This window comes from Bergeyella zoohelcum ATCC 43767 (genome assembly GCF_000301075.1).
GTDB lineage: Bacteria > Bacteroidota > Bacteroidia > Flavobacteriales > Weeksellaceae > Bergeyella > Bergeyella zoohelcum.
The window spans coordinates 1,912,443-1,938,532 of the sequence record NZ_JH932293.1 but is presented as its reverse complement, the minus strand read 5'-3'; the positions used below and the strand labels follow the sequence as shown (position 1 = coordinate 1,938,532).

The 26,090-nt window shown below is 37.3% G+C and carries 19 protein-coding genes; 8 read left to right on the top strand and 11 right to left on the bottom strand.

Annotated features, from left to right (window positions below; all coding sequences use genetic code 11):
• Positions 1 to 13: 13 nt before the first annotated feature.
• The gene (locus HMPREF9699_RS08865) at positions 14 to 442 is read left to right on the top strand and encodes an OsmC family protein (protein WP_002664220.1); all 429 of its coding nucleotides are present in this window, start codon (positions 14 to 16) and stop codon (positions 440 to 442) included.
• A gap of 59 nt (positions 443 to 501) precedes the next feature.
• On the opposite strand, the gene HMPREF9699_RS08860 is transcribed toward HMPREF9699_RS08865, so the two are convergent.
• From HMPREF9699_RS08860 to HMPREF9699_RS08850, 3 genes are read right to left on the bottom strand one after another with little or no spacing between them, the layout of a single operon-like run.
• Complete coding sequence (locus tag HMPREF9699_RS08860; RefSeq protein WP_002664219.1) at positions 502 to 1,437, bottom strand: DUF3078 domain-containing protein; 936 nt, start codon at positions 1,435 to 1,437, stop codon at positions 502 to 504.
• 25 nt (positions 1,438 to 1,462) lie between these two features.
• Positions 1,463 to 2,500 (bottom strand): ferrochelatase, encoded by a 1,038-nt coding sequence (hemH, locus tag HMPREF9699_RS08855; protein WP_002664218.1) that lies wholly within the window; start codon positions 2,498 to 2,500, stop codon positions 1,463 to 1,465.
• 29 nt (positions 2,501 to 2,529) lie between these two features.
• Entirely contained in the window at positions 2,530 to 3,408 is an 879-nt protein-coding gene (locus HMPREF9699_RS08850; protein ID WP_002664216.1) for a NifU family protein, read from the bottom strand.
• A 134-nt stretch (positions 3,409 to 3,542) separates the two neighbouring features.
• On the opposite strand from HMPREF9699_RS08850, the gene HMPREF9699_RS08845 reads away from it, so the two are divergent.
• On the top strand, positions 3,543 to 4,091 hold the full coding sequence (locus HMPREF9699_RS08845; protein ID WP_002664214.1) for a gamma carbonic anhydrase family protein: 549 nt from the start codon (positions 3,543 to 3,545) through the stop codon (positions 4,089 to 4,091).
• Positions 4,092 to 4,416: 325 nt separating this feature from the next.
• On the opposite strand, the gene HMPREF9699_RS08840 is transcribed toward HMPREF9699_RS08845, so the two are convergent.
• From HMPREF9699_RS08840 to lpxD, 5 genes are all read right to left on the bottom strand, one after another.
• Entirely contained in the window at positions 4,417 to 5,391 is a 975-nt protein-coding gene (locus tag HMPREF9699_RS08840) for an IS256 family transposase, variant Zn-binding type (RefSeq protein WP_002664213.1), read from the bottom strand.
• A 282-nt stretch (positions 5,392 to 5,673) separates the two neighbouring features.
• On the bottom strand, positions 5,674 to 6,240 hold the full coding sequence (gene efp / locus HMPREF9699_RS08835) for an elongation factor P (RefSeq protein WP_002664211.1): 567 nt from the start codon (positions 6,238 to 6,240) through the stop codon (positions 5,674 to 5,676).
• 46 nt (positions 6,241 to 6,286) lie between these two features.
• The gene (gene lpxA, locus HMPREF9699_RS08830; RefSeq protein WP_002664210.1) at positions 6,287 to 7,081 is read right to left on the bottom strand and encodes an acyl-ACP--UDP-N-acetylglucosamine O-acyltransferase; all 795 of its coding nucleotides are present in this window, start codon (positions 7,079 to 7,081) and stop codon (positions 6,287 to 6,289) included.
• 8 nt (positions 7,082 to 7,089) lie between these two features.
• Complete coding sequence (locus HMPREF9699_RS08825; protein WP_002664209.1) at positions 7,090 to 8,481, bottom strand: bifunctional UDP-3-O-[3-hydroxymyristoyl] N-acetylglucosamine deacetylase/3-hydroxyacyl-ACP dehydratase; 1,392 nt, start codon at positions 8,479 to 8,481, stop codon at positions 7,090 to 7,092.
• A 53-nt stretch (positions 8,482 to 8,534) separates the two neighbouring features.
• Positions 8,535 to 9,560: a UDP-3-O-(3-hydroxymyristoyl)glucosamine N-acyltransferase gene (gene lpxD / locus HMPREF9699_RS08820; protein ID WP_172539689.1), complete on the bottom strand. Its 1,026-nt coding sequence runs from the start codon at positions 9,558 to 9,560 to the stop codon at positions 8,535 to 8,537.
• A 409-nt stretch (positions 9,561 to 9,969) separates the two neighbouring features.
• Here lpxD and queG point away from each other — a divergent pair, with 409 nt between their 5' ends.
• The 6 genes from queG to HMPREF9699_RS08790 all read left to right on the top strand — a co-directional run bounded on the left by queG (position 9,970) and on the right by HMPREF9699_RS08790 (position 23,189).
• Positions 9,970 to 10,944 (top strand): tRNA epoxyqueuosine(34) reductase QueG, encoded by a 975-nt coding sequence (gene queG, locus HMPREF9699_RS08815; protein WP_002664207.1) that lies wholly within the window; start codon positions 9,970 to 9,972, stop codon positions 10,942 to 10,944.
• 300 nt (positions 10,945 to 11,244) lie between these two features.
• Entirely contained in the window at positions 11,245 to 13,317 is a 2,073-nt protein-coding gene (gene ppk1, locus HMPREF9699_RS08810; RefSeq protein ID WP_002664206.1) for a polyphosphate kinase 1, read from the top strand.
• A gap of 4 nt (positions 13,318 to 13,321) precedes the next feature.
• On the top strand, positions 13,322 to 14,215 hold the full coding sequence (locus HMPREF9699_RS08805; protein WP_002664204.1) for a Ppx/GppA phosphatase family protein: 894 nt from the start codon (positions 13,322 to 13,324) through the stop codon (positions 14,213 to 14,215).
• A 404-nt stretch (positions 14,216 to 14,619) separates the two neighbouring features.
• The gene (gene rpoB, locus HMPREF9699_RS08800; protein ID WP_002664203.1) at positions 14,620 to 18,447 is read left to right on the top strand and encodes a DNA-directed RNA polymerase subunit beta; all 3,828 of its coding nucleotides are present in this window, start codon (positions 14,620 to 14,622) and stop codon (positions 18,445 to 18,447) included.
• A 92-nt stretch (positions 18,448 to 18,539) separates the two neighbouring features.
• The gene (gene rpoC / locus HMPREF9699_RS08795; protein WP_002664202.1) at positions 18,540 to 22,805 is read left to right on the top strand and encodes a DNA-directed RNA polymerase subunit beta'; all 4,266 of its coding nucleotides are present in this window, start codon (positions 18,540 to 18,542) and stop codon (positions 22,803 to 22,805) included.
• Positions 22,806 to 22,883: 78 nt separating this feature from the next.
• Positions 22,884 to 23,189, top strand: coding sequence for a DUF3467 domain-containing protein (locus tag HMPREF9699_RS08790; protein WP_002664201.1), 306 nt, complete (start codon positions 22,884 to 22,886; stop codon positions 23,187 to 23,189).
• A gap of 140 nt (positions 23,190 to 23,329) precedes the next feature.
• Here the strand turns inward: HMPREF9699_RS08790 and HMPREF9699_RS08785 are convergent, their stop codons facing one another.
• Genes HMPREF9699_RS08785 through HMPREF9699_RS08775 form a run of 3 tightly spaced genes read right to left on the bottom strand, consistent with a single transcriptional unit; the run spans position 23,330 to position 26,078 of the window.
• Positions 23,330 to 23,995 carry an OmpA family protein gene (locus tag HMPREF9699_RS08785; protein WP_002664200.1) on the bottom strand — a complete coding sequence of 222 codons (666 nt, stop codon included), beginning with the start codon at positions 23,993 to 23,995 and terminating at the stop codon, positions 23,330 to 23,332.
• A gap of 50 nt (positions 23,996 to 24,045) precedes the next feature.
• Entirely contained in the window at positions 24,046 to 25,209 is a 1,164-nt protein-coding gene (locus tag HMPREF9699_RS08780; protein WP_034985873.1) for a THUMP-like domain-containing protein, read from the bottom strand.
• A 17-nt stretch (positions 25,210 to 25,226) separates the two neighbouring features.
• Complete coding sequence (locus HMPREF9699_RS08775; RefSeq protein ID WP_002664196.1) at positions 25,227 to 26,078, bottom strand: GLPGLI family protein; 852 nt, start codon at positions 26,076 to 26,078, stop codon at positions 25,227 to 25,229.
• Positions 26,079 to 26,090 lie beyond the last annotated feature (12 nt).

Genomic DNA, 26,090 nt, shown 5'->3' with positions numbered 1-26,090 from the left:
AGATTAAAAAGAGATGAAAATTACTTTAAACCGACTGAATGACGAGTTTTTGTTTGAATGTAAGAATAGTGCTGGAAACACTATTCTTTTAGACAACACCAGACAAGAAGATGCCAAAGGAGTTTCGCCTATGGAAAGCGTACTGATGGCAGTGGCAGGGTGTAGTGGAATAGATATTGTGATGATTCTTAAAAAACAGAGACAAATCATCACCTCCTTTAAAGCCGAAGTAGAAGGAGAAAGAGTAGAAGTAGAGGAGGCGAAACCTTTCAAATCTATACGAGTAGTATTCTTCTTGGAAGGTGAAATAGACACTAAGAAAGCTCTAAAAGCAGTGCAATTGTCTTTTGAAAAATATTGTTCTGTATCCAAAACACTGGAACCGAATGTTACCGTAACTTATGGGCTTTGGGTAAATGGAGAAGAGGTAATTTCTGAATAATACTTTGCTGCTCATTAGTACAATTAAAAAGCTGTCCTTTTTGGACAGCTTTTGGGGTATTATTTCCAAGTTTGGTTGTGCTTATTTTCTGAGCGTTTTATGCCATTATCTATATTGTAAGAAAGCCCCACACCTAAGGTTTCTCTCATCTGCATTTTCTTAATTTGGTTATGGTCATACACTAAATCCAAAGTGAGAATGGTAGAGATGTATTTATTGATTTTCATGTTTAAAGCTCCATTATACCCTAAAACTAATCTTTCAGGATGCTCTAAGTAGTTGGAAAACACAGAGGCAGAGTTGAGGAGCGTGATATTATCCATTAATGGTACTTTATATACAGCAGAAGCTGAGAATCCGAACTGGAATAGAGATGAATCTCCATCGTTCTTTAGACCGAAATTACCGGCTCTCTGAAGGCTCTTATCCATTACTACAGTCCATCTGGCATTTGCTGGACGAAGCGTAACGGTGAGGTCATTACTAGGTTTATAGGTAAAACCTACTCCTGCCATAATATACCCGGGTGCCATAAAATTAGAAATCAGACGATTCCCATCATTATCCGTTTTAGTTCCTAAAATTTTGGTGGAATTATTATAATCATATCCAGGAGCAAACTGAGATTGTACACTTACCCCGCCAGAAGCATACCAGCTTTTAGAAATTTTTCTTCCGTAATTAGTAGAAAGATGGATAATGTCTTGTGTTTTTCTTGTTCCAATGCCTTTGGTGTTATTTTGTCCGTATCCTAAGATGATAAAGTTTTCCCAAAGATTTTTATCTTTCTCGTAGGTAAGGTTATAGTTGCTTCCTGCAATCCACCCAACATTATTGGCACCTCCACCTACCCAGTTAGAGAAAGCGGCTTGGTTCAGGGTAAGGGAATTTTGACCAGTAATAGACCAGTTTTTTTTGGTTTGTAGACTATCAGTCTCTTGAGCAGATGCTGTAATGCCTAAAAGAGCGGCAGATAATAATGCAATTTTTTTCATTAGGTGATATAAAATTTAGATTTTTTTATTTAGCTATGTTTTGTACTTGGTTTTCAGAATAGGTACGAAGGACCTCTACCCACTCATCATCATCATTTAAACAAGGCAGGTAAGTGAATGATGCTCCACCGGCTTCTAAAAACTCTTCTTTACCTTCTACGGCAATTTCTTCTAAAGTTTCTAGACAATCTGAGACAAAAGCAGGACAAACTACCGCTAGCTTTTTAATTCCTTTTTTAGGAAGATTTTCCAGGGTTTCATCGGTATAAGGTTCTATCCATTTATCTTTTCCTAATCTAGATTGGAAGGTTACCATCACTTTCTCTTCAGGGAGTCCCAGTTTTTTTCTTACCAGTTCTGTGGTCTTGTAGCACTGATGACGATAGCATAATGTATTATGTAACGCATTATTGCTATGGATGCAGTGGGTATCATCTATCTTACAGGTTTTGCTTTTATCGGTTTTGTATAGATGTCTTTCGGGTACACCATGATAGGAGAAAAGGAGCATATCAAAATCTTTGGGAAGATTTTTTTCTATGCTATTTGAGAGACATTCAATGTATTTTTCCTCTTGATAAAAAGGTGGAACATAGTCTATGGTAAGGTGAGGGAAATACTTTGCTCTTACTTCTTCGGCTTTTTCTATTACCGTTTCTGTAGTACTCATGGCGTATTGTGGGTAGAGTGGGAAGAGGATGACTTCATTTACGCCCTTATCTACTAGTTTTTGTAGTCCTGTTTGTATGCTCGGTTCGGCGTACCGCATTCCTATTTCCACCGGAATGCTTACGCGGTCTTGGAGCTTCTGCTGAATTTTTTCAGTAATCACAATGAGTGGCGAGCCCTCAGGCGTCCATACGGTTTTGTATGCTTCAGCAGATTTTTTAGGACGAATGTTCAAGATGATGCCCTTAACGAGCAATGCACGGAAAATCCATCGGTAATCAATGACTTTTTCGTCCATTAGAAATTCATCAAGGTATTCTTTTACATCTTTTACTGAGGTGCTTTTGGGAGAGCCTAGATTGACCAGTAAGATTCCCTTTTTTGGTGATTGCATAGGAGTATATTGGGGTTCTAATAATTTATTTATCCATTCACTGCTTCCACGCTTTGTACCAGCTCAGGAAGGAATTGTTTTAAGACATTTTCTATCCCTCCTTTTAGGGTAGCGGTAGAGCTTGGGCATCCAGAACAGGCACCTTGTAGGAGCATTTTGGCTACTTTTGCCTCGGCATCATATTCCAAAAGGGAAATTTTTCCACCATCATTTTCCACAGCGGGAGCTACATATTCATTAAGGATATCTTGAATTTTTTGTTCATCTTCGGTGTATTCTCTGTTCAGGATTTTTTCTACAGGGTTTTCATGAGGCTGAGCAGGGATATTAGCAACAGTTTTTCCCTCTTGCAGATATTCTGCGATGAAACTTCTTACCGGCACCATTACTTCATGCCATTGTACAGAGTGGTCTTTGGTAACGGCTACAAAGTTATCAGAGATAAACACTTCTTGGGCAAAATCGAACTCTTTTAACACGGCTTCTGCCAATGGAATGTCTTTACTTTCTTCTAAAGATTTAGCCTCTAAAAATCCATCGATAATGAGTTTCTGAGCAACGAATTTCATCACCGCTGGGTTGGGCGTCATTTCGGCATAGATAGGGAAGACTTCCTTTCTTTTGGCTCTGTAGATTCTAGGATTTTCTAGCAGAGCATCTTCTATGGTATTTTTTAAGTTGGTAGTGATATGTTCCCACTCTACAGTGTCATCTTTAGCGATGGCTACGAAATTAGCAGTGATGAATATTTTTTCTACAAAAGGAAAATTAAACAAGTCTTCTGCGATGGGAATTTCTGAAATGTCTGAATCTCTGTCCAGTTCTACCGCTCCTTGGATGAGCGTATAGTCTGCAATGAATTTCATGACTTTCGGATTTGCAGTAGGCTCTATGATAATTTGTCTCATTATGATTATATTTGAACCACAAAAATACACATTTGAAAATAGATGGGTAAAGTAAAATGGATAGATTTCATCAATAGTGGTGTGAAAAAGATGCATTTGAACAATCCGAAAGATTAAAAAATATTCAAAAAGATATGGCAAATATTAGGACTTTATTAGGGAAAACCCCTCAGATAGGGGAAGACACTTTTCTTGCAGAGACGGCTACGGTCATTGGGGATGTAGTCATGGGTAAAGAATGTAGTATATGGTACAATGCTGTGATTCGTGGAGATGTTCATGAAATCCGAATGGGAGATAAAGTGAATGTTCAGGATAACGCAATGCTCCACTGTACTTACCAAAAACATCCATTGCATATTGGGAATAATGTGAGTATAGGGCATAATGCCATTGTACACGGCTGTACGCTGCATGATAATGTACTGATAGGTATGGGAGCCATTGTAATGGACGCTTGTGTGGTGGAGAGTAACTCCATAGTGGGGGCAGGCTCTGTAGTAACACAGGGAACGCATATCCGCTCTGGGGAAGTATGGGGCGGTGTACCCGCTAGAAAAATCAAGGATATATCTGCGGAACTTTTAGAGGGCGAAGTAAATAGGATAGCAAATAATTATGTAAAATACTCCTCATGGTATAAGGATGAAAATGACTCTGATAAAGATGATTCAAAGTCTTAGGCAAGAGTGGAGCAAAACAAAGCTAAGAGTTGGAAGAAACATAGCTAAGAGTTTTATAACTCTTAGCTATGTTTTTTTATGGCAATGTGGTAAAAAATGGTACTTTTATAATTGATAAAAAATGCTTATATTTCGCACATTGATTGGAAGAGGAAACAAGCTCTGCTGAGGAATAAGCGAGAAAAAGCGAATAGCTTTTACGAAGGTTACGAACATAGTTCATTGTCAGCAATACAATCAATGTTCAAAACGATAGTTTTAGGGGTGAGTTTTTCTCACCCTTTTTTATTAAAACTATCGGATGAACCCTATGGCTAAAAAAACCTTATCCCCCTTGATTTTTAAAATATAAATACCATTTTATAAAGTTCTTTTTAGCCTCAAAACGAAGTCCTCTATGCAAGGTTAATTTCTCTTTCAAATGCGTAAAATAGGCTTCTAAACGATTGGTAGTATAAGGGATTTCACTATCTTGCAGATATGCAAACATATTGGGTAAGGCATTGATAATATGATAAGTAGCTAAGTGTAGATTTTTATGTTTAAACCACTGAAATCCAGTTTCTTCATTCATTGATTTTTCTTCTATAAAATATTGATTTTCAACATACCACTGGTAAAATCTATTTACCCAATCGTTAGCCTGTTCATTGGTTTTTAGATGCGTAATTTCTTTGGATAAACACAAAAGCTGTTGGCTAATAAAATGTTTTGGGCTACCACTTAAATAGTTCTTAATCTGTCGTTTAATATGCACTAAACATCTTTGGATAATCACCTCTGGAAACACCTTTTTTACCGCTCCTAAAATAGATTTATGCCCATCGCAGGTTACACTGTAAACTGCCACATTCAGCTTCTTTAAGTTTTCCAAATCTTGCTTTATATCACGAAGTTTTTCCTTGTTGGTTTGGCGGTAAAGTTGCACATATCGAATGTCATAATCGTAGTAGAGTATCAGGCATAATCCATTGGAAAAGTAGGTGCCATCAATCAAGAGATGAACCTTTGTCTTGCTTTTGATGCTGAGGGTAGGAACTTGTGAAAGGTAATGTTTAAAGAGGTTTTGAAGGGTAGATTGGCTCATTGAGCTATCCCTCGAAAGGGTTTTATAGACTTGCCTTTCCATTATCCATTTTCTGAACCAAATGAATTGATTTTTTCTTTTTACACCAATGTTTTTAATCGTAAAATTTGCCTGACAATCTCCACATTGAAAGCGTTGTTTTCCATTTCTTTTTCCTTTTTTGATGATGTGATTAGAATCACAAACTGGACATTTTTTATTCGTTTTGGACATAAAATAAGAGTTATAATGAAACCACTTTCATTATAACTCTTATAAGTCTATAAAAGACAATGCTTTACAAGGTTTTTAAGCACCATTTTTTGTTATATTGTCTTTTTTATTGTTTTATCATCGAGGATTAAAAAATCTTTTCTCTGTTCGGAAGGAGTATGCTTTGGCGTACTGAGTGAAGTTAAATGATAAGTGAGAGGAAAGGAGTTTATATGCCTTATTTATAGAGGGTATAGCAACTATAGGATATAAAAATCCCGAGCCAAAAGCTCGGGAAGGTGGTTATTCTTTTACTCTTTCTATATAAGAGCCATCTTCGGTATTGATTTTAATTTTATCTCCTGGCTCTATGAAAAGAGGTACCATTACTCTAGCACCAGTTTCTATGATAGCGTTTTTCAGTGCATTGGTAGCGGTATTTCCTTTTACGCCTGGGTCTGCTTCTATGACTTCCATATAAACCGTCAAAGGAAGTTCAGCAGAAAGAGGGGTTTCATCAGATTCTTTTAAGATGATGGTAACTTCTTCTCCTGCTTTCATGAACTGGGCATTCTCTATCATTTCTTTGTTAATATAGATTTGAGAGAAATCATCATTATTCATAAAGTGGAAGCCATTATCATCATCATAGAGATACTGGAATTTTCTGGTAATCACTTTTACTTCTTCTATTTTGTGTCCTGCGGAGAAAGTATTGTCCACCACTTTTCCATTGGTTACAGACTTTAGTTTCGTTCTTACGAAAGCAGGTCCTTTTCCTGGTTTTACATGTAAGAATTCAATTACCTTGTAAATGTCATTGCTAAATTCAATGCAAAGTCCTTTTCTAATATCAGCTGTTGTTGCCATTTAATTAAATATTATTTTAATCTTTAAATTTTTTAATTTCTAAATTCTACACTTTCACCAATCCAGAGCCATATCCCTTCACGATTCCCGCTTTTGAATTTTGAATGAAAAGCAAAATTTCATCTCTTTCTACTGTAGGGAGCATTTCTTTTTCTATATAATGCATGGCTTGGGTTACATTCATTTTCATTTGGAAGATGGCTCTGTAGATATTTTGGATTTCGAAGATTTTTTCATTGGTAAAACCTCTTCTTCTTAGTCCTACAGAGTTAATTCCAGCATAGGAGATAGGGTCTCTTCCTACTTTGATATAATGCGGAATATCTTTTCTTACCAGTGAACCTCCAGATATCATGGTATGTTTTCCTATCCTTACGAATTGCTGAACGGCAGACAACCCTCCCATTACGGTATAATCTCCTATTTCTACATGTCCTGCTATGGCACATGAGTTGGCAATGATTACATTGTTTCCTACTACGCAGTCATGGGCAATGTGTGCTGTAGCCATAATGAGACAGTCATTGCCTACTTTAGTATATCCTAATGCTTTGGTGCCTCTGTTAATGGTAACACATTCCCTTAGTGTAGTATTATCACCGATGAATACTTGGGTATATTCTCCTTCAAATTTTAGGTCTTGTGGAATAGCAGAGACTACTGTGCCAGGGAATATTTTACAGTTTTTACCTATTCTGGCACCATCCATTATGGTTACATTAGGACCTATCCATGTACCTTCGCCTATTTCTACATCGGCAGCAATGGAGGTAAATGCTTCTATTACTACATTTTTTCCGATAGAGGCTCTTTTATCTACAGCGGCTAATTGATGTACCATAATTTTTACTATTTATTTTTGATTACTTGTGCCATAAGTTCTGCTTCCACTGTTACTGCATCTCCCACATATCCATAGCCTTGCATGTGTACTATCCCTCTTCGGATAGGCTCTATGAGTTCTATTTTGAAGATGATGGTATCTCCTGGTACTACTTTTTTCTTAAACTTTACTTTATCTATTTTGATGAAATAAGTAGAATAGTTTTCAGGGTCTGGTACCGATGCTAAAACTAAAATACCTCCCGTCTGTGCGAGGGCTTCCACTTGTAGTACTCCCGGCATTACAGGCTCACTAGGGAAATGCCCTACGAAATAAGGTTCGTTAAAGGTGACATTTTTGAGCCCTACCACATGAGAATCAGACATTTCTAAAACTTTATCTATAAGTAAGAAAGGGTATCTGTGTGGGAGGAGTCTCATCACTCCATTGATATCAAAAACAGGTGGTTTAGATAAATCAAAATCAGGGACATTTCTCTTTTTCAGCATTTTCCAATGTCTGTTCAGTTTTTTTGCAAACTGTGTATTTACGAAATGCCCAGGTTTATTCGCGATGACTTTTCCTTTGATTTTCACCCCTACCAAGGCAAGGTCTCCGATGACATCTAATAGTTTATGTCTTGCAGCTTCATTAGGATGATTGAGGGTAAGATTATCTAAAATACCATTTGGGCGGATAGAGACTTCATCTTTATTGAATACCTTTTTCAGTTTTTCAGCTGTTTCTGGGGTAAGCTCCTTGTCCACATATACAATGGCATTAGAAATATCTCCACCTTTAATGAGTCCTGCCTCTAAGAGCATTTCTATTTCGTGGAGGAAACTGAAAGTTCTAGCAGAAGCAAATTCGGTAGCAAATTCAGAGATATCTTTCATGGTGGCATTCTGAGTGCCGAGTACCTTTGTTCCGAAATCTACCATGGTGGTTACCTCGTATTGGTCAGAGGGAATGATGGTCATTTCCGAACCTGTATTAGGGTCAGAAAAAGACATCACTTCTTTGATTTGTAGATACTCTCTTTCTTGTTCTTGTTCTATGATGCCTGCTTTCTCTATGGCTTCTACAAAGTACTTAGAGGAGCCATCCATAATAGGAGGTTCACTGGCATTCATTTCTAGAATCACATTATCCAAATCACATCCCACGAGAGCAGCCAATACATGCTCACAAGTATGGATTCTTACGCCTAATTTTTCTAAGGTGGTTCCTCTTTCTGTAGTGGTAACGAAATTTACATCTGCCTCTACCTGAGGATGTCCTTCAAGGTCTGTTCTTACGAATACAAATCCTGTATTTTCTTTTGCAGGTTTCATAGTGAGGGTTACTTCGTTCCCTGTATGAAGCCCTATTCCTGATAGCGAAATCTCACTTTTCAGGGTTTTTTGCATATCATTCATATTGTTTATTTACTATTTGATGTTGGATATTTTATTTTACAATCTGAAAAGCATCAGTTATGGGCTAATTTTTTCTCTAGCTCGTCTATTCTTTTCACTAGTGCGTCCAAGTGTTTAAAGTGGACATAATTTCTTCTATAATCTCCTGCTTTGATGGCGGGCGAACCATAGAGCGTCTCTTTATCTTTCACATGAGAATTTACTCCACTTTGAGCTTGAATTTTCACTTGATTTCCGATGGATATATGCCCCACAATGCCTACCTGTCCACCAATCATATTCCAATCTCCAATGACAGTGGAGCCTGCTATTCCGGCTTGAGAAGCGATGACATTATGTTTGCCGATGCTTACATTATGAGCAATCTGGATAAGATTATCCATTTTAGTACCTTTTCCTATGGTGGTAGAGCCTATGGTACCACGGTCTATAGTACAGTTGGAACCAATTTCCACATCATCTTCTATCACTACATTACCCAGTTGGGGAATTTTAGAATAGCCATTAGCAGAAGGCTGAAAGCCGAAACCATCACTACCAATGACGGTGTTAGAATGTATCACGCAGTTATCTCCGATGACCGAGTATTCATGAATTCTTACGCCACTATGAATCTGGCAGTTCTTGCCTATTTTTACACTATTTCCGATGAATACTTGCGGAGCGATTTGGGTATTTTCTCCTATTCTTGCCTTCGCAGAGATATAGGTAAAAGCACCGATGTAGATATTCTCTCCCAGCGTTGCCGTATCATGGATGAAAACATTCTCCTCTATTCCAGATTTTTTTCCTTTCATCTCTTGATACATATTGAGGAGGATTTGGAAAGAAAGGTAGGCATCATCTACAGCGATGAGTGTAGGAGAATAGTCTTTATTTTCTTGGATAAATTTTTCTGAAACTACCAGTACAGAACACGGTGTGTTTTCTAAAAAATGAACGAATTTTTCTTGTGAGATGAATGAGAGGTGTCCTTCTTCGCCTTTTTCTATAGGAGAAACCCCTGTGATGGCTCTGTTTTCATCACCAATGATTCTTCCGTTAATCAATGAGGCTATTTGAGATGCTGTAAACTCCATAATTTTGCAAATATACAATTTTTTTATTTTGATATTCATGCCTTGTACAATGATAGAATCTTTTTCATCAGTAAATTCAAAAAAGAAATGACTCCTGCCCGAAAGTTTTCTATTTTCGGGTCTTTTTATTTGTAATTTAAATGATTTTTGGAAACCCTTTCAGCGTTTAAAACGCTGAAAGGGTTAGTTAAAAAGTGATTTTGGAAGAAATTTTATCATTCCTGCATAAAAGTGAGTGCTACTGTAAGGTATATTCATCTACCTGAATGATATTTAATCTTTTCGCTATTTTTTAAATATGTCTTTTGAATAGTCGTGATAAGTTTGTTATCCTCTCATCCACTAGTAAATTGAACAAAAGAAATGTCGTACTTTTGTCGCCGATTGATCATTCCTATCTCATACCGTAGTGAAACCATCGCAAAAAGAAGCCATTAGCCAAAAAATAAAAACCTTTGCGGAAGCATTGGGCTTTATGGCGTGTGGAATTTCTAAGGCTGGATTTTTAGAAGATGCGGCTCCTAGGCTAGAGGAATATTTGAAAAATAATAGACATGGGGAAATGCGGTACATGGAGAATTATTTTGATAAAAGATTAGACCCTACACTGCTGGTGCCTGGTGCTAAAAGTGTGATTTCCTTTCTTTATAATTATTATCCCGAGGAAAAAATAGATGCCCAAAATGGTTTCCAAATTGCCAAATACGCTTATGGGCTAGATTATCATGATGTACTAAAAGAGAAACTCAGAACACTGGTGGCGATGCTGGAAGAGGAAATAGGAGCTTTTGAGCATAGAGTTTTCGTGGATTCGGCACCCGTCTTAGAGAGAGCATGGGCAGAACGAGCAGGGCTAGGATGGATAGGGAAGAATGGCAATCTTTTAGCCAAAAAATCGGGGTCTTTTTTCTTTCTTGGTGAAATTATTTGTGATTTAGAACTCATCTATGACCATCCTACTACAGATCACTGTGGTAATTGTAGAAAATGTATAGACGCTTGCCCCACACAGGCCATTATTGCTCCTAAGGTTTTGGATGGTTCTAAGTGTATTTCTTACCTTACCATTGAGCTGAAAAATGAGATTTCTACTGAGTTTACAGGAAAAATGGGCGATTGGATTTTTGGCTGTGATATATGCCAAGATGTTTGCCCGTGGAATCGGTTTTCAGTGTCCAATCCTGCCTCTTGGCTACAGCCTCATCCTAAATTATTGGAATTGAACAAAAAAGATTGGCAAGACCTTACCCAAGAAACTTTCTCTCAAATCTTTAGAAAAAATCCTGTAAAAAGAACCAAATACACGGGACTGATGCGGAATATAGAATTTGTGATGAAACAAGATATGAAGGATTCAGAAGATGAAAAGATGATGAAATTATAAATTGTATAATGTAAAAAGTAAAAAGTATAAAGATTTTAGAAATTGTACGATGTGCCATGTATAAAGACTTTTGGATTATGTTTTGGTACTTTACCAAAGTGCTTTGGGATAGTAATTTATAATAGAAAGTCGGTTCCTTTTATATAACGTACAATGTAAGGAATGGATATTTCTATTCCTATTCTTACCAGTAAGGCAATCTTATTGAATAATCATATAATATTACAAAATTATTAACAAGAGGATTTTTCTTGTTGTATTGATGAATATTTCATTATTTTTGAAGCATTACTCAATATTATGGCGAATCTTTTTAATCCAAGAGATATTACTTGGCTTTCATTCAATGAAAGAGTACTTCAGGAAGCGATGGACGAAACGGTGCCGCTTCATACTCGGATAAAATTTTTGGGCATTTTCTCTAATAATTTAGATGAATTTTTTAGAGTTCGTGTGGCAGGGCTGAGAAGAACCATGGACTTTAAAGAAAAAATAGTGCATGATGCTTTCTTTGATGCTCCTAATAAAATTCTTGCACAGATTAATGACATTGCGATAGAACAGCAGAAAACTTTTAATAAAACTTGGAAACACATCCAAAAGGAAATGGCTGATAGAAAAGTCTTCATCCTTTCGGCAGAAGATTTAAGTGCCAAGCAAAAAGAGTTTGTCAAAAAGTATTTTGATGAGGTAGTAGAGTCTCACATTGTGCCTATTTTATTAGATGAAAATAAAAATATGCCTTACCTTAGGGATAAGAGTTTGTATCTAGGTATAGCACTGAGAAAGAAAGACTGGATGTATGAGAGTAAATACGCCATCATAGAAATCCCTTCCCGATTTGTGGGCAGATTTCTCATCCTCCCTGATGAAGAGGATAAGAAGCAAGTGATTCTTTTGGAAGATGTAGTAAGAGCCATGCTGCCAGAGATTTTTAATTTCTTAGGCTTTGATGAGTTCGAAGCACATGCGTTTAAGGTAACCAAAGATGCAGAGTTTGACATTGATAATGATATCAATACCACTCTTGCAGATAAAATAGAGAAAGGAATAAAAAACCGTAGAAAAGGAAGACCTACCCGCTTTACCTTTGATAAAAACATGGATAAAGCCGTGCTAGAATTTCTGATAAGAAAACTTCATCTGACTAAAAAAGATAGTATCATCCCAAGTGGTAAAATTCATAATTTTAAGCATTTTATGGATTTTCCAGACATTATCCCTGAAAAGCATTTAACGCAGCAGAGGAAACCTTTCCTCCATCCTAAATTCCCGAATGACACCCGAGTAACAGAGGTGATTTTGAAAGAAGATGTCATGCTCTCTTTACCTTATCATGACTACAGACCCGTGATTGATTTACTCAGAGAATCTGCAATGGACCCCGAGGTAAAATCTATACAAATTACCGCTTATCGTTTGGCATCAAATTCTAAAATAGTCAATGCCCTGATAGGAGCCGCCAGAAATGGAAAGGAAGTAACGGTGATGCTGGAGCTTAGAGCCCGATTTGACGAAGAAAGTAATCTAGAGTGGAAAGAAATCTTAGAAGCCGAAGGTATCAAAGTGCTTACAGGAATCCCTCATAAAAAAGTGCATGCTAAACTATGTATCATCAAAAAAAGAACGGAGGGAAAAACCATTCAGTACGGATTTATCAGTACAGGGAATTTTAATGAGAAGACCGCAAGATTCTATGGAGACCAGTTGCTCTTTACCGCAGATAGAACCATCATGGCAGATATTAATAAGATTTTTTCGGTACTCAAAAAGCCTAAAAATGATATACTGCCCGTACTAAGTACTTGTAAAAAACTCTTGGTATGTCCACAATTCATGCGTGAGAAGATTTTTAAACATATAGATAAAGAAATAGAAGAAGCCAAAGCAGGGAGAAAGGCAGAGATGATTATCAAGGTGAATTCTTTAAGTGATAAAGAATGTATCCTAAAACTTTACCAAGCCGCCAAAGCAGGCGTGAAAATTAGAATGATAGTAAGAGGGATTTTTTGTGCTATTCCTCAGAAGAATTTTAAAACAAAAATAGAGGCCATTTCTATTATAGATGAGTATCTAGAACATGCCAGAGTAATGTATTTCTATAATGCAGGTGAGGAAAATATGTACATCTCTAGTGCCGATTGGATGACGAGAAATTTAGATAATAGAATAGAAGCCGCAGTGCCTATTTTGAAAAAAGAACTCAAAAAAGAACTCAAAGATATTCTTAAATTACAACTGTCTGATAATGTGAAGGCAAGAATTTTGAATAAAGCCTTAGATAATGAATATGTAAAGAATGATTTGCCACCTTGTCGTTCACAGATAGAAACTTATCATTATCTTCGCAAAAAACTTAAAGAAAAGGAATAATTCAATGAAATTAGCCGCAATAGATATAGGAAGTAATGCCGCAAGACTGCTGATCAATGAAGTGAAAATAGGTAAGAAAGGACAGCCTGAGTTTATTAAACTGAACCTATTAAGAATACCACTTCGTTTAGGAATGGATGTGTTTTCTCATGGAGAAATTCTTTCAGAGAGAAAAGCGATGGTGATTAATTCCATGAAAATTTTTTCAGACCTTATGAGCCTCTATCAGGTAGAAAATTACAGAGCATGTGCTACTTCTGCCATGAGAGATGCTGCCAATGGAGACGAAATCCGGGAAATAGTAAAAGAAACTTCAGGTATTCAGATAGAAATTATCTCTGGAGACGAAGAGGCGGGGCTTATTTTTGGAAATCATGTTGCCGAAACTCTGGATGAGGAGAATGATTATTTGTACATTGATGTAGGTGGCGGATCTACAGAATTATCTTATTTTGAAAACCAAAAATTGACTTATAAAAAATCTTTTAATATTGGTACTATCAGGTTGCTCAATAATTTGGTAACCGATGACCAATGGAAAGAATTAAAGGTGGAAATAAAAAATCATATCCACCATGATAGACCCATAGTAGCCATTGGTTCAGGAGGGAATATTAATAAAACTTTCTCTATGAGTAAGACCAAAGATGGTAAACCGCTTACACTCTCTGCACTCAAAAAATTCCTAAAAGAACTCAGCCAACTTACCGTGGAGGAAAGGATGAAAACTTATCATATTAGAGAAGATAGGGCGGATGTTTTGGTGCCTGCATTAGAAATTTATACTAAGGTGATGAGTTGGTCGGGTATTAATAAAATCTATGTCCCTAAGATATCTGTTGCCGATGGACTCATCAAAAAAATGTATCAGAAAATCACTAAAGGAGAAGAAGAGTAGATTTGAATTTTATTTGTAATTAGCCTAGGATAGTCTTTTCTCTTCTTTTTATTTTTTATTTTTTTTCTTATCTTTGCAAAATATTTTGGCACAGAGAATATTTTTTTACGATGAACAGATGAGATAACTCCTTTTTTCAAAGGGGTGTTTCTTGTTTGTATGTGGTAGAGCGTTTTCTTTGTTCAAAATTAATTTACTAAAAATATTTTGCACTACGCCGTGAAAAGATATACCGGAGTTGCAGTTTGGATAGATTTTTAGAAATATGCTCTTATCTGAAAGACTGCTGAATGGATGTGCCAAAATCAAGGTCTTTCTAAGAATAAAGTGTTTTCTATCTTTCTTCCAGATATTTTTAAGCAAAATCAAAATATTTTTTAACCCAACACTTTATTTATTACTTTATGAGTAAAACTAAAGCTTCAAAAAGCCCTGCTGCTACAGAACGAATTAATTTCGCTTCTGCTAAAGGAAGAATAGCAGCACCGGATTTTTTGGATATCCAAATTGAGTCTTTTAAAGACTTCTTTCAGCTGGATACCCTTCCGGAAGACCGTGTAAATGAAGGTCTTTACAAAACTTTTCAAGAAAATTTCCCAATTTCTGACTCCAGAAACCAATTCGTTTTGGAGTTTTTAGATTATTTGGTAGATTCTCCTCGTTATTCTATAGATGAATGTGTGGAGAGAGGACTTACTTATTCTGTACCTTTAAAAGCAAGGCTTAAATTATACTGTACAGATCCTGAACACGAAGATTTCCAAACTGTAATTCAAGATGTATATCTAGGCCCAGTACCTTATATGACGCCGTCAGGCTCTTTTATTATCAATGGGGCGGAGCGTGTTATCGTAACTCAGCTACACCGTTCTCCAGGGGTGTTCTTTGGGCAAACTTATCATGCTAATGGTACTAAGCTCTATTACTCCAGAATTATCCCATTTAAAGGGTCTTGGATGGAATTTACTACCGACATCAATAATGTGATGTATGCTTACATTGACCGTAAGAAGAAATTACCACTCACTACGCTACTCAGAGCCATTGGTTATGAATCAGATAAAGATATTCTTCAGATTTTTGACCTTGCGGAAGAGGTAAAAGTATCTAAAGCTGCACTGAAAAAGGTAGAAGGAAGAACCTTGGCAGCCAGAGTGCTGAATACTTGGTTTGAAGATTTTGTGGATGAAGATACGGGAGAAGTGGTTTCTATCGAAAGAAATGAAATCATTCTTGAGCGTGAAACTATCCTCGAAAAAGAACATATTGATATTATTTTGGAAGCAGGTGTGAAATCTATTTTGATTCACAATGAAAACTCATCAGAATTTTCTATCATCCAAAATACACTTCAAAAAGACCCTACCAACTCAGAAAAAGAGGCGGTAGAGTACATCTATCGTCAGTTGAGAAATGCTGATCCACCAGATGAGGAAACCGCAAGAGGAATCATTGAAAAATTATTCTTCTCAGAGCAAAGGTATTCATTAGGGGAGGTAGGTAGATATAGGCTAAACAAAAAGCTAGGTCTCTCTATTCCAGAAGATACTGAAGTGCTTACTAAGGAAGATTTCATCGCTATTGTTCGTCATTTGATAGAATTGGCTAACTCTAAAGCAGAAGTAGATGACATTGACCACCTTTCGAACAGAAGAATTAAGACCGTTGGAGAGCAGCTGGCAGGTCAGTTTGGAGTAGGGCTTTCTAGAATTGCTAGAACTATTCGTGAAAGAATGAATGTTCGTGATAATGAGATATTTACACCTATTGATTTGGTGAATGCAAAAACATTGACTTCTGTGATCAATTCATTCTTCGGTACCAATCAGCTTTCTCAGTTCATGGATCAAACCAATCCACTTTCTGAGATTACGCACAAGAGAAGATTATCAGCACTAGGGCCTGGTGGGCTTTCTAGAGAAAGAGCAGGTTTCGAGGTGAGAGATGTTCACCATACCCACTACGGAAGAATTTGTCCGATTGAAACGCCAGAAGGTCCGAACATTGGTTTGATTTCTTCCCTAGGTATTTATGCTAAAATCAATAATTTAGGATTCATTGAAACGCCATATAGAGAGGTAAAGAATGGTAAAGTAAACCTGAATGGTGAGCCTATTTACCTTAATGCCGAAGATGAAGAATCTAAGGTAATTGCTCAGGCGAATGTAGAACTGAGTGATAAAGGAGAGTTTGAAACAGACCGTATCATCGCTCGTCTAGATGGTGATTATCCTGTGGTAGAACCTAATCAAGTAGATTTAATAGATGTAGCTCCGAACCAAATTTCTGGAATTTCAGCATCACTTATTCCTTTCTTGGAACATGATGATGCGAACCGTGCACTCATGGGATCGAACATGATGCGTCAGGCAGTACCTCTATTAAGACCTGAAGCTCCAATTGTAGGTACAGGATTGGAGAAACAAGTGGCGAAAGATTCTAGAGTCCTCATCAATGCAGAAGGAACGGGAGTAGTACAGTATGTAGATGCGAATAAAATTGTTATTAAGTATGACCGTACGGAGGATGAGGATATCGTATCCTTTGAGTCAGCGGAGAAAACTTATAACTTAACCAAATTCCGTAAGACCAATCAATCTACTACCATTACCCTTCGTCCAAATGTAAGAGTAGGAGATAAAGTAGAGAAAGGACAAGTACTTTGTGATGGATACGCTACTGAAAATGGAGAATTGGCCATCGGTAGAAACCTTGTAGTGGCATTCATGCCTTGGAAAGGGTACAACTTCGAGGATGCGATTGTAATCAATGAAAAAGTGGTGCGTGAAGACTGGTTTACTTCTATCCATATAGATGAGTATTCATTGGAAGTTCGTGATACCAAACTAGGTATGGAAGAATTGACTTCTGATATTCCGAATGTTTCTGAAGAGGCTACCAAAGATTTGGATGAGAATGGAATGATTCGTATCGGAGCCGAGGTGAAGCCTGGAGATATCATGATTGGTAAAATTACACCAAAAGGAGAGTCTGACCCTACGCCAGAGGAAAAACTCCTAAGAGCCATCTTTGGAGACAAGGCGGGAGATGTGAAAGATGCTTCACTTAAGGCAGATTCGTCACTCTACGGTGTAGTAATTGATAAGAAATTATTCTCTAGAAATATCAAAGATAAAAAGAAGAGAGCGGAAGAAAAACTTAAGCTCGAAGAAATAGAAAATAAATTCCAAAAGAAATTTAATGAACTTCGCTCTATCCTCATAGATAAATTGAATGTCTTAGTAAATGGTAAAACCTCTCAAGGGGTGAAAAATGACCTAGACGAAGAAATCATCGGTAAAGGACAAAAATTCAGCTTGAGACTATTACAGTCTGTAGAAGATTATGTGCATGTAAGTGGGTCAGACTGGACGGTAGATGCAGAGAAAAATGATTTGATTAGACAATTGATTCACAATTATAAAATCAAGTACAACGATATTGCGGGAATTAGAAACCGTGAAAAATATGCACTTTCTATCGGTGATGAGTTACCAGCAGGTATCATGAAACTTGCTAAGGTGTACATCGCTAAGAAGCGTAAACTGAATGTAGGAGATAAAATGGCAGGGCGTCACGGTAACAAAGGTATCGTTTCTAGAATTGTTCGTGAAGAAGATATGCCATTCCTAGAAGATGGAACACCAGTAGATATTGTACTGAACCCACTGGGGGTACCTTCTCGTATGAACATTGGACAGATTTATGAAACCGTTCTTGGATGGGCAGGTAAAAAACTCGGATTGAAGTTTGCTACACCTATCTTTGATGGTGCTTCCTTAGATGAGATTACCAAATATACTGATGAAGCAGGATTACCAAGATACGGAAATACTTATCTGTATGACGGAGGTACTGGGGAAAGATTTACTCAGCCAGCTACTGTGGGGGTAATCTATATGCTGAAACTCGGACACATGGTAGATGATAAGATGCACGCTCGTTCTATTGGTCCTTACTCGCTCATTACGCAACAGCCACTCGGTGGTAAAGCACAGTTTGGTGGTCAGCGTTTCGGAGAGATGGAGGTTTGGGCATTGGAAGCCTTCGGTGCGTCTAATATCTTGAGAGAAATCTTGACCGTGAAGTCTGATGATGTCATTGGTAGAGCCAAAACTTATGAAGCGATTGCGAAAGGTGAAGCGATGCCTGAGCCAGGTATTCCAGAATCTTTTAATGTATTGCTCCATGAGTTACAAGGTCTTGGACTTGATGTGAGACTTGAAGAGTAATTTAATGTGAGAATGGGATAATTTGGGAATGAGATAATTATCAAATTACCTAATTACCTAATTCTTTAATTAATCTTTTAATCAAAATTAAAATGTCAAATAAAAATAAAACAAGTAGATTTAGTAAAATCTCAATAGGGCTCGCTTCACCAGAATCTATTCTTCAAGAATCTAGAGGGGAAGTACTAAAGCCAGAAACGATTAACTACCGTACGCATAAGCCTGAAAGAGACGGGTTATTTTGCGAAAAAATATTCGGCCCTGTAAAGGATTATGAATGTGCTTGTGGTAAGTATAAGAGAATCCGCTACAAAGGTATCGTGTGCGACCGCTGTGGAGTGGAAGTTACTGAAAAAAAGGTAAGAAGAGAAAGAATAGGACATATTAATTTAGTAGTACCTATCGCCCATATTTGGTATTTCCGTTCTTTGCCTAACAAAATAGGATACCTTTTAGGAATTCCTTCTAAAAAATTAGATATGATCATTTATTATGAAAGATATGTGGTCATTCAGCAAGGAATCGCTAAAAAAGCGGACGGCTCTGATTTTGAAGAAATGGAGTTTCTTACGGAAGAAGAATATCTAGATGTATTAGATACACTTCCAGTAGAAAATCAATATCTTGATGACTCTGACCCTAATAAATTCATTGCAAAAATGGGGGCAGAAGCTATTGAAGATTTATTGAAAAGAATAGACCTTGATGCCTTATCTTTTGACCTCAGACATAAGGCACATAATGAAAGCTCTAAACAAAGAAGAACGGAAGCACTTAAGCGTCTCAATGTGGTAGAAGCATTAAGAGGAGCTAACACCCGAATGATTAACCGCCCAGAATGGATGGTGATGCGTGTACTTCCTGTAATCCCGCCAGAGCTTAGACCACTTGTTCCATTGGACGGAGGGCGTTTTGCTACATCAGATTTGAATGACCTTTATAGAAGGGTAATCATTAGAAACAATCGTCTGAAAAGACTTTTGGAAATCAAAGCTCCAGAAGTGATTTTGAGAAACGAGAAGCGTATGCTTCAGGAAGCAGTAGATTCTTTATTTGATAATACTAGAAAATCATCTGCAGTAAAATCAGAATCCAATAGACCACTTAAATCTCTTTCAGATTCACTCAAAGGTAAGCAAGGGCGTTTCCGTCAGAATCTATTAGGTAAGCGTGTGGATTACTCTGCTCGTTCGGTAATTGTAGTAGGTCCAAACCTACAACTTCACGAATGTGGTATTCCTAAGAATATGGCTGCAGAGCTTTATAAGCCTTTTATCATCAGAAAATTAATTGAAAGAGGCATTGTGAAAACGGTAAAATCTGCCAAGAGAATTATCGATAAAAAAGAACCTGTAGTGTATGACATCTTAGAAAATGTGATGAAAGGTCATCCTGTGCTTCTGAACAGGGCACCTACGCTTCACCGTTTAGGTATCCAAGCTTTCCAGCCTAAGATGATTGAAGGAAAAGCGATTCAGCTTCACCCACTAGTAACTACGGCATTTAACGCCGACTTTGACGGTGACCAGATGGCGGTACACTTGCCATTAGGTCCAGAGGCTATCCTAGAAGCTCAGCTTTTGATGCTCGGTTCTCAAAATATTTTGAACCCTGCTAATGGCTCTCCGATTACCGTACCGTCTCAAGACATGGTACTAGGGCTTTACTTCATGACCAAAGAAGCACATTCTACAGAAGATAATAAAGTGCTAGGAGAAGGACTCGCATTCTACTCACCAGAGGAAGCGGAGATTGCTTACGCAGAAGGAAAAGTTTCTCTTAATGCTAAGGTAAAATGTAAATTACCAGTAAAACAAGAAAATGGAGAAATCGTTACAAAACTTATTGATACTACGGTAGGTAGAATTTTGTTTAACCAAATCGTACCAGAACAAGTAGGTTTTGTGAATGAACTCTTGACCAAAAAATCACTTCGTAATGTCATCGGTAGAATTCTTGCCGATACTGATTTCCCTACTACGGTGAAATTCTTGGACGATATGAAGGATTTAGGATATGCTAACGCTTTTAAAGGAGGACTTTCTTTCTCATTAGGAGATATTGTGGTTCCTGAAGAGAAGAAAGCCATGATCGCTCAAGCGGTAGAAAATGTAAACGAAATTACTGGAAACTATAACATGGGTCTTATCACAGATACCGAGCGTTATAACCAAGTAATTGATGTTTGGACGAATACTAACGCCAGTCTTACAGACATGATTATGAGCAGAATGAAAACCGACCAAGGTGGGTTCAACTCAGTGTATATGATGCTGGATTCTGGAGCAAGGGGATCTAAAGAGCAGATTCGTCAGCTCTCTGGTATGCGTGGTTTGATGGCAAAACCTCAAAAAGCAGGTTCTGTGGGAGCAGAAATTATTGAAAACCCAATTGTAGCCAACTTTAAAGAGGGGCTTTCTATTTTGGAATACTTTATCTCTACCCACGGGGCAAGAAAAGGGCTTGCAGATACGGCACTTAAAACGGCCGATGCGGGTTACCTCACGCGTCGTCTTGTAGATGTAGCTCAAGATGTAATCATTACAGAAGATGATTGTGGTACACTTAGAGGAGTAGAAGTTTCGGCATTGAAGAAAAATGATGAAATCGTAGAGCCACTTTCAGAAAGAATACTCGGTAGAGTTTCTTTACATGATGTATATGACCCAGATACAGACGAACTCATCATCGGTGCTGATGAAATCATCAGTGAAGCCATTGCTAAGAGAATAGAAGCTACGGGAATGGATTCGGTAGAAGTTCGTTCGCCACTTACTTGTGAGGCAAAGAGAGGTATCTGTGCAAAATGTTATGGTAGAAACCTCGCTACAGGAAAACCTATTCACATGGGAGAAGCTGTAGGGGTCATCGCTGCTCAATCCATCGGGGAGCCAGGTACTCAGCTTACATTGAGAACCTTCCACCAAGGGGGTACCGCAGGGAATGTTTCGGAAAATCCTACCATTGTAGCAAGAAGAGATGGTATCGTGGAGATGGATGAAATCAGAACGGTAACTTCTGAAGATGAAAATGGAGAGAAAGTAGAGAAAGTAGTATCTCGTTCTACTGAATTCCGTTTGGTAGCAGATAATGAAAACAGAACGCCACTGATGGTAGCCAATATTCCTTATGGTTCAGACCTTTTAGTGAAACCTGGAGATAAGGTGAAAAAAGGTGATGTCATCTGTAAATGGGATCCTTATAACGCGGTAATTATTGCTGAGACGGCAGGTAAAATAGAGTACGAAGACATTAAACAAGGACACACTTTCCAATTGGAAATTGACGAGCAAACTGGTTTCGAGGAAAAAGTAATTTCTGAATCTCGTCAGAAGCTCGTTCCTACGCTGAAAGTAGTAGATACTAAAGGCGAAGAGTTAAAAGCGTATTCATTACCAGTAGGAGCTCACTTGATGGTAAACGATGGTGAAAAAATTAAGACGGGTAAAGTCTTAGTAAAAATACCAAGAAAATCTGCGAAAGCAGGGGATATCACCGGAGGTCTTCCGAGAGTTACCGAACTTTTTGAAGCAAGAAATCCTTCTAACCCAGCTGTAGTAACAGAAATAGACGGAGTAGTGTCTTACGGAAAAATCAAGAGAGGAAATAGAGAACTCATCGTGGAAGCGAAAACAGGGGAGAGAAAAATCTATCTTGTGAAACTTTCTAACCAAATTTTGGTTCAGGAAAATGACTTCGTGAGAGCAGGTACGCCACTTTCTGATGGCTCTGTAACTCCAGAGGATATTCTTAGAATTAAAGGACCAACTGCCGTTCAGGAGTATCTGGTGAATGAAATTCAGGAGGTATATCGTCTGCAAGGGGTGAAAATTGATGATAAACACTTTGAAATCATCGTAAGACAGATGATGACCAAGGTATCCATCGTAGATGGTGGTGATACGCAGTTCTTAGAAGGTGCTATGGAGCATAAGTATGATTTCCTTGAGGAGAACAATCGTATCTTCGGAATGAAAGTGGTTACAGATGCAGGAGACTCTCAAGTTTTCCAGCCTGGGCAAATGATTACTGCTCGTGAGCTGAGAGATGAAAACTCTAAATTGAAAAGAGAGGACTTGCAGTTGGTAGAAGTGCGTGAAGCATTGCCTGCAACGGCTACACCAGTGCTTCAGGGAATTACTAGAGCAGCACTTCAGACCAGATCTTTCATGTCTGCGGCATCTTTCCAAGAGACTACTAAAGTACTCAATGAAGCAGCTGTAGCAGGTAAAATAGATGATCTTAATGGTCTGAAAGAAAATGTAATTGTAGGGCATAAGATTCCTGCAGGTACAGGTCTTAAAGATTACCAAAACTTTATTGTAGGCTCTAAAAAAGAGTTTGAAGACCTAAATTAATTGAATAATCCCTATTCAAAGTCCAGAGATTTTATTATCTTTGGGCTTTGATACTTTAATATTTAAAAAACAAAAATAATGGACAACAATCAAAATCCACAAGACGGAAACATCAACATCCAGTTGAACGAAATGGTAGCTGCTGGTGCATACTGTAACTTAGCATTGGTAAACCACTCTCCATCAGAGTTCGTGTTAGACTTCATCCAATTGATGCCAGGTGTAAACCAAGCACAAGTAAGAAGTAGAGTAATCCTTGCTCCACTTCACGCTAAAAGAGTATTGAATGCACTTCAGCAAAACATTGCTAACTACGAACAACAATTCGGAGAAATCAAAGAAGTAGAGCCTTTCGTATTAGGTGGAAATAATGTTCAAGCATAATAACGATATGCTATAATAATAGAAACCGTTTCAGTAAATGAGGCGGTTTTTTTTGTCTTGAAAAGGTCTTTAGCCCAATACATCATAAAAAAAATCACCCAAAACTTTGGATGATTTTTTATTTTAGAGTAAATAATTTCTTACTTTGTAAATCTTACAGCCATTCTGCGGTCTTTTGCTCTCTCCGCATCACTGGCTTCTGCAGGTACTTTAGCAAATTCACTTCCGTATCCTTCTGCTTCCACTATCTGAGCACCTACGCCTAGTTTGGTAAGTTCAGCACGGATATGTTCTGCTCTTCCTTTGGAGATTTTTTTATTGGTTGCTTCATCTCCTGTTTTATCTGTATATCCTCCAATTTTAATTTTGGTTTCAGGATATGCCTTTAGAATAGCGGCTAGATTTTTTAGCTGAGCATCAGAACCCTCCAAAAGCTGGTTCGTAGAGCCCATTTTGAAATTTACCATGTCAAAATCAAACCATGTAGATTTTAACGCTGCATCATCCGTGGCTTTCTCGTAGTTCCCAGCATTAAGGAATTGCGTTATTTTTTCTTCTAATCCCCCTTGGAAAGCATTAATTTTGGTACCTTTCACATCTACCTCTACAGGATTCAGGGCTACTGCGTGTGCTACCCCTTCTCCTTCTTGGTGCATTCCTGCATGATTGCCATATCTTGTGTCATGGTCATCATATCTTTCTACACCTTCTTCCATTCTTAAAACCCCTTGATTACCTCCCTCAGTTACCTTCTTACAACTTGTTACTAGGGCAACTATTGCTACGGAAAATATTACCTTTTTCATGTCTTCTGATTATTTTTCCAAAATTAAGAAAATCCTTGACTTCTACAAAATTATTCTGATACCAATATTAATTTTCCTTCGATACACTGAGTGAAAATAAGGTATTTTTCGCCACCATCTTGTAATTTGTATTTCTTTTTAATTTGTTCGGGCGTGAGGGGGTGGTTTTTAGAAATAATATTGTATTTATCGTTTTTTTTCAGTTCTTGGCTTTTTATGGTATTGACTCTGAGTATTCTCCCTGGGAAATCGTTTATTTTTTCATCTGAAGTTAATAGCTGAGTATTAGGGTGGAGTTTTTTGAGTCCCAATTTTTTACCTAGAAAAGAGAGTGCTTGTGCTTTAAGCAGGGCGGTATTGGGGAGATACAGATATTTTTTTACACTGCTGTATTCTCCTTCAGCGTTTTGAATTTCTGACCACAAAGCATTTAATATAGGCTCTCCGCTCTCCAAGTTTACACTGATGATTTTAGGGTTTGGGGATGCTAATTCTTCCTTTTTTGATTTTTCTAAGACGACAATGATTTCTTTTACCTCGTTTTTCCATGCCACGATGTGAACTTCTGAAAGGTAAGGTAAAGTATTTATAAGGTAGTAGAGGTCAATGAGTGGGGATAGTTTTACCACTATCTTTTTTCCGATGTTCAGTAGCAATTGCTGAATTTCAATTAGATTGGGGGATAGGTCTTCCAGTAAAAATACTTTTCTTTTTTGTAGGTTTCTTCTGGCGGGGTCTAAATAGATGAGGTCAAAAGTATGTTGTTTTTTAGCTAAGAAATTGGTGAGATTTTCATTTACAAAAGTGGCTTTTTTTTTCAAAATTTTCCAGTTGTGAGCCACCAGTTCCATCAGCTCAATATTTTGTTCTACCAATGTAACTTCTTCAAAGTTTTGGGAAATAAAATAGGCATCTATTCCGAAACCGCTGGTTAAATCTATCATACTTTTCCCTTTCAGCCATTGGGCTTTGTATTGGGCTGTAATTTCAGATGAAGTTTGCTCCAGATTGAGCGAAGGAGGGAAGAGGATATTTTCTTTGATTAATGAAGGGAATTTTTTTTCTGCCACTCGCAGTCCTTTGATTTGCTGCACAATTTCCTGCATGGTTACCTCTGCAAAAGGAGATTTTTTTAATAATAAACCATGGAGGTCAGATGATAGATTCGCTTTAATAAATTGCTGAATTTCTGGAAGTAAAATGTGTTTATTCAATGTGTTAAGGTGGTGTTTTATTTCCAAATTATTGCTTTGTCTTTTTCAATGGGAATGTATGTTTTTTTCAGAAAGTCTTTGGTTTGTTCAGTGAGTGGTTTGAATTGAGAAATGTCTTTTATTTCGGTACCCAATACCTTAAAAGTACTTTTACCATCTTTTGGGGTATCTTTATATTTTTGAATCAACTTTCTCAGTGGATCATTAAAAAATTCTGCTTTCTTTTGTCTAAATACTTTTTCACTTATTTTTAGTGCTTTATTCCCTGAAAATTCTTCTAAAAAAGCAGTAGTATCATAGGTATTGGGGAGATGATAGCTTTTAACCAATGAAAATTTGAAAAGGTTTTCGGTATCGGATATTTCAAAAATTAATCCATTTAATCCTCGGAATTTATAAGGTCCTTCAAAGAAAGGTATATCAGGATTATACCATGCTTCCCATGTTCTTCCACCGAAATGCGTGGTGGCTTTTTTCAGGGTGTATTCTCCTATTTTCTTGCTTTCTTTAGTAAGACTCCATTGTATTTCATCTTTAGTTTCATAAGAAAATAAGTCATCATTAACGAGTTCAAAATTGATATTGACATAACTTCCTTTTTTCCATTTTAAGGCGGGTAATGATTCATTCCAGCTGCTACTGTGGTAATTTCTTACTTTATTGAGAGAGTCTGTTTCTACTTTATAATATCCATAGAACTTAGTTTCATCAGGATTAATATCTAATACCATGTTTTCTTTCTCAAACTGATCTAATGTAATGTTAGCTGGAAATTGGTATTCATAAATGTATCGGTAAGTCTGTGCATGAAGCATTGTGGAGTATGCCATAATAGAGAGTATAGACAAAATAAATACTATTTTTTTCATTCTAATGTTTTT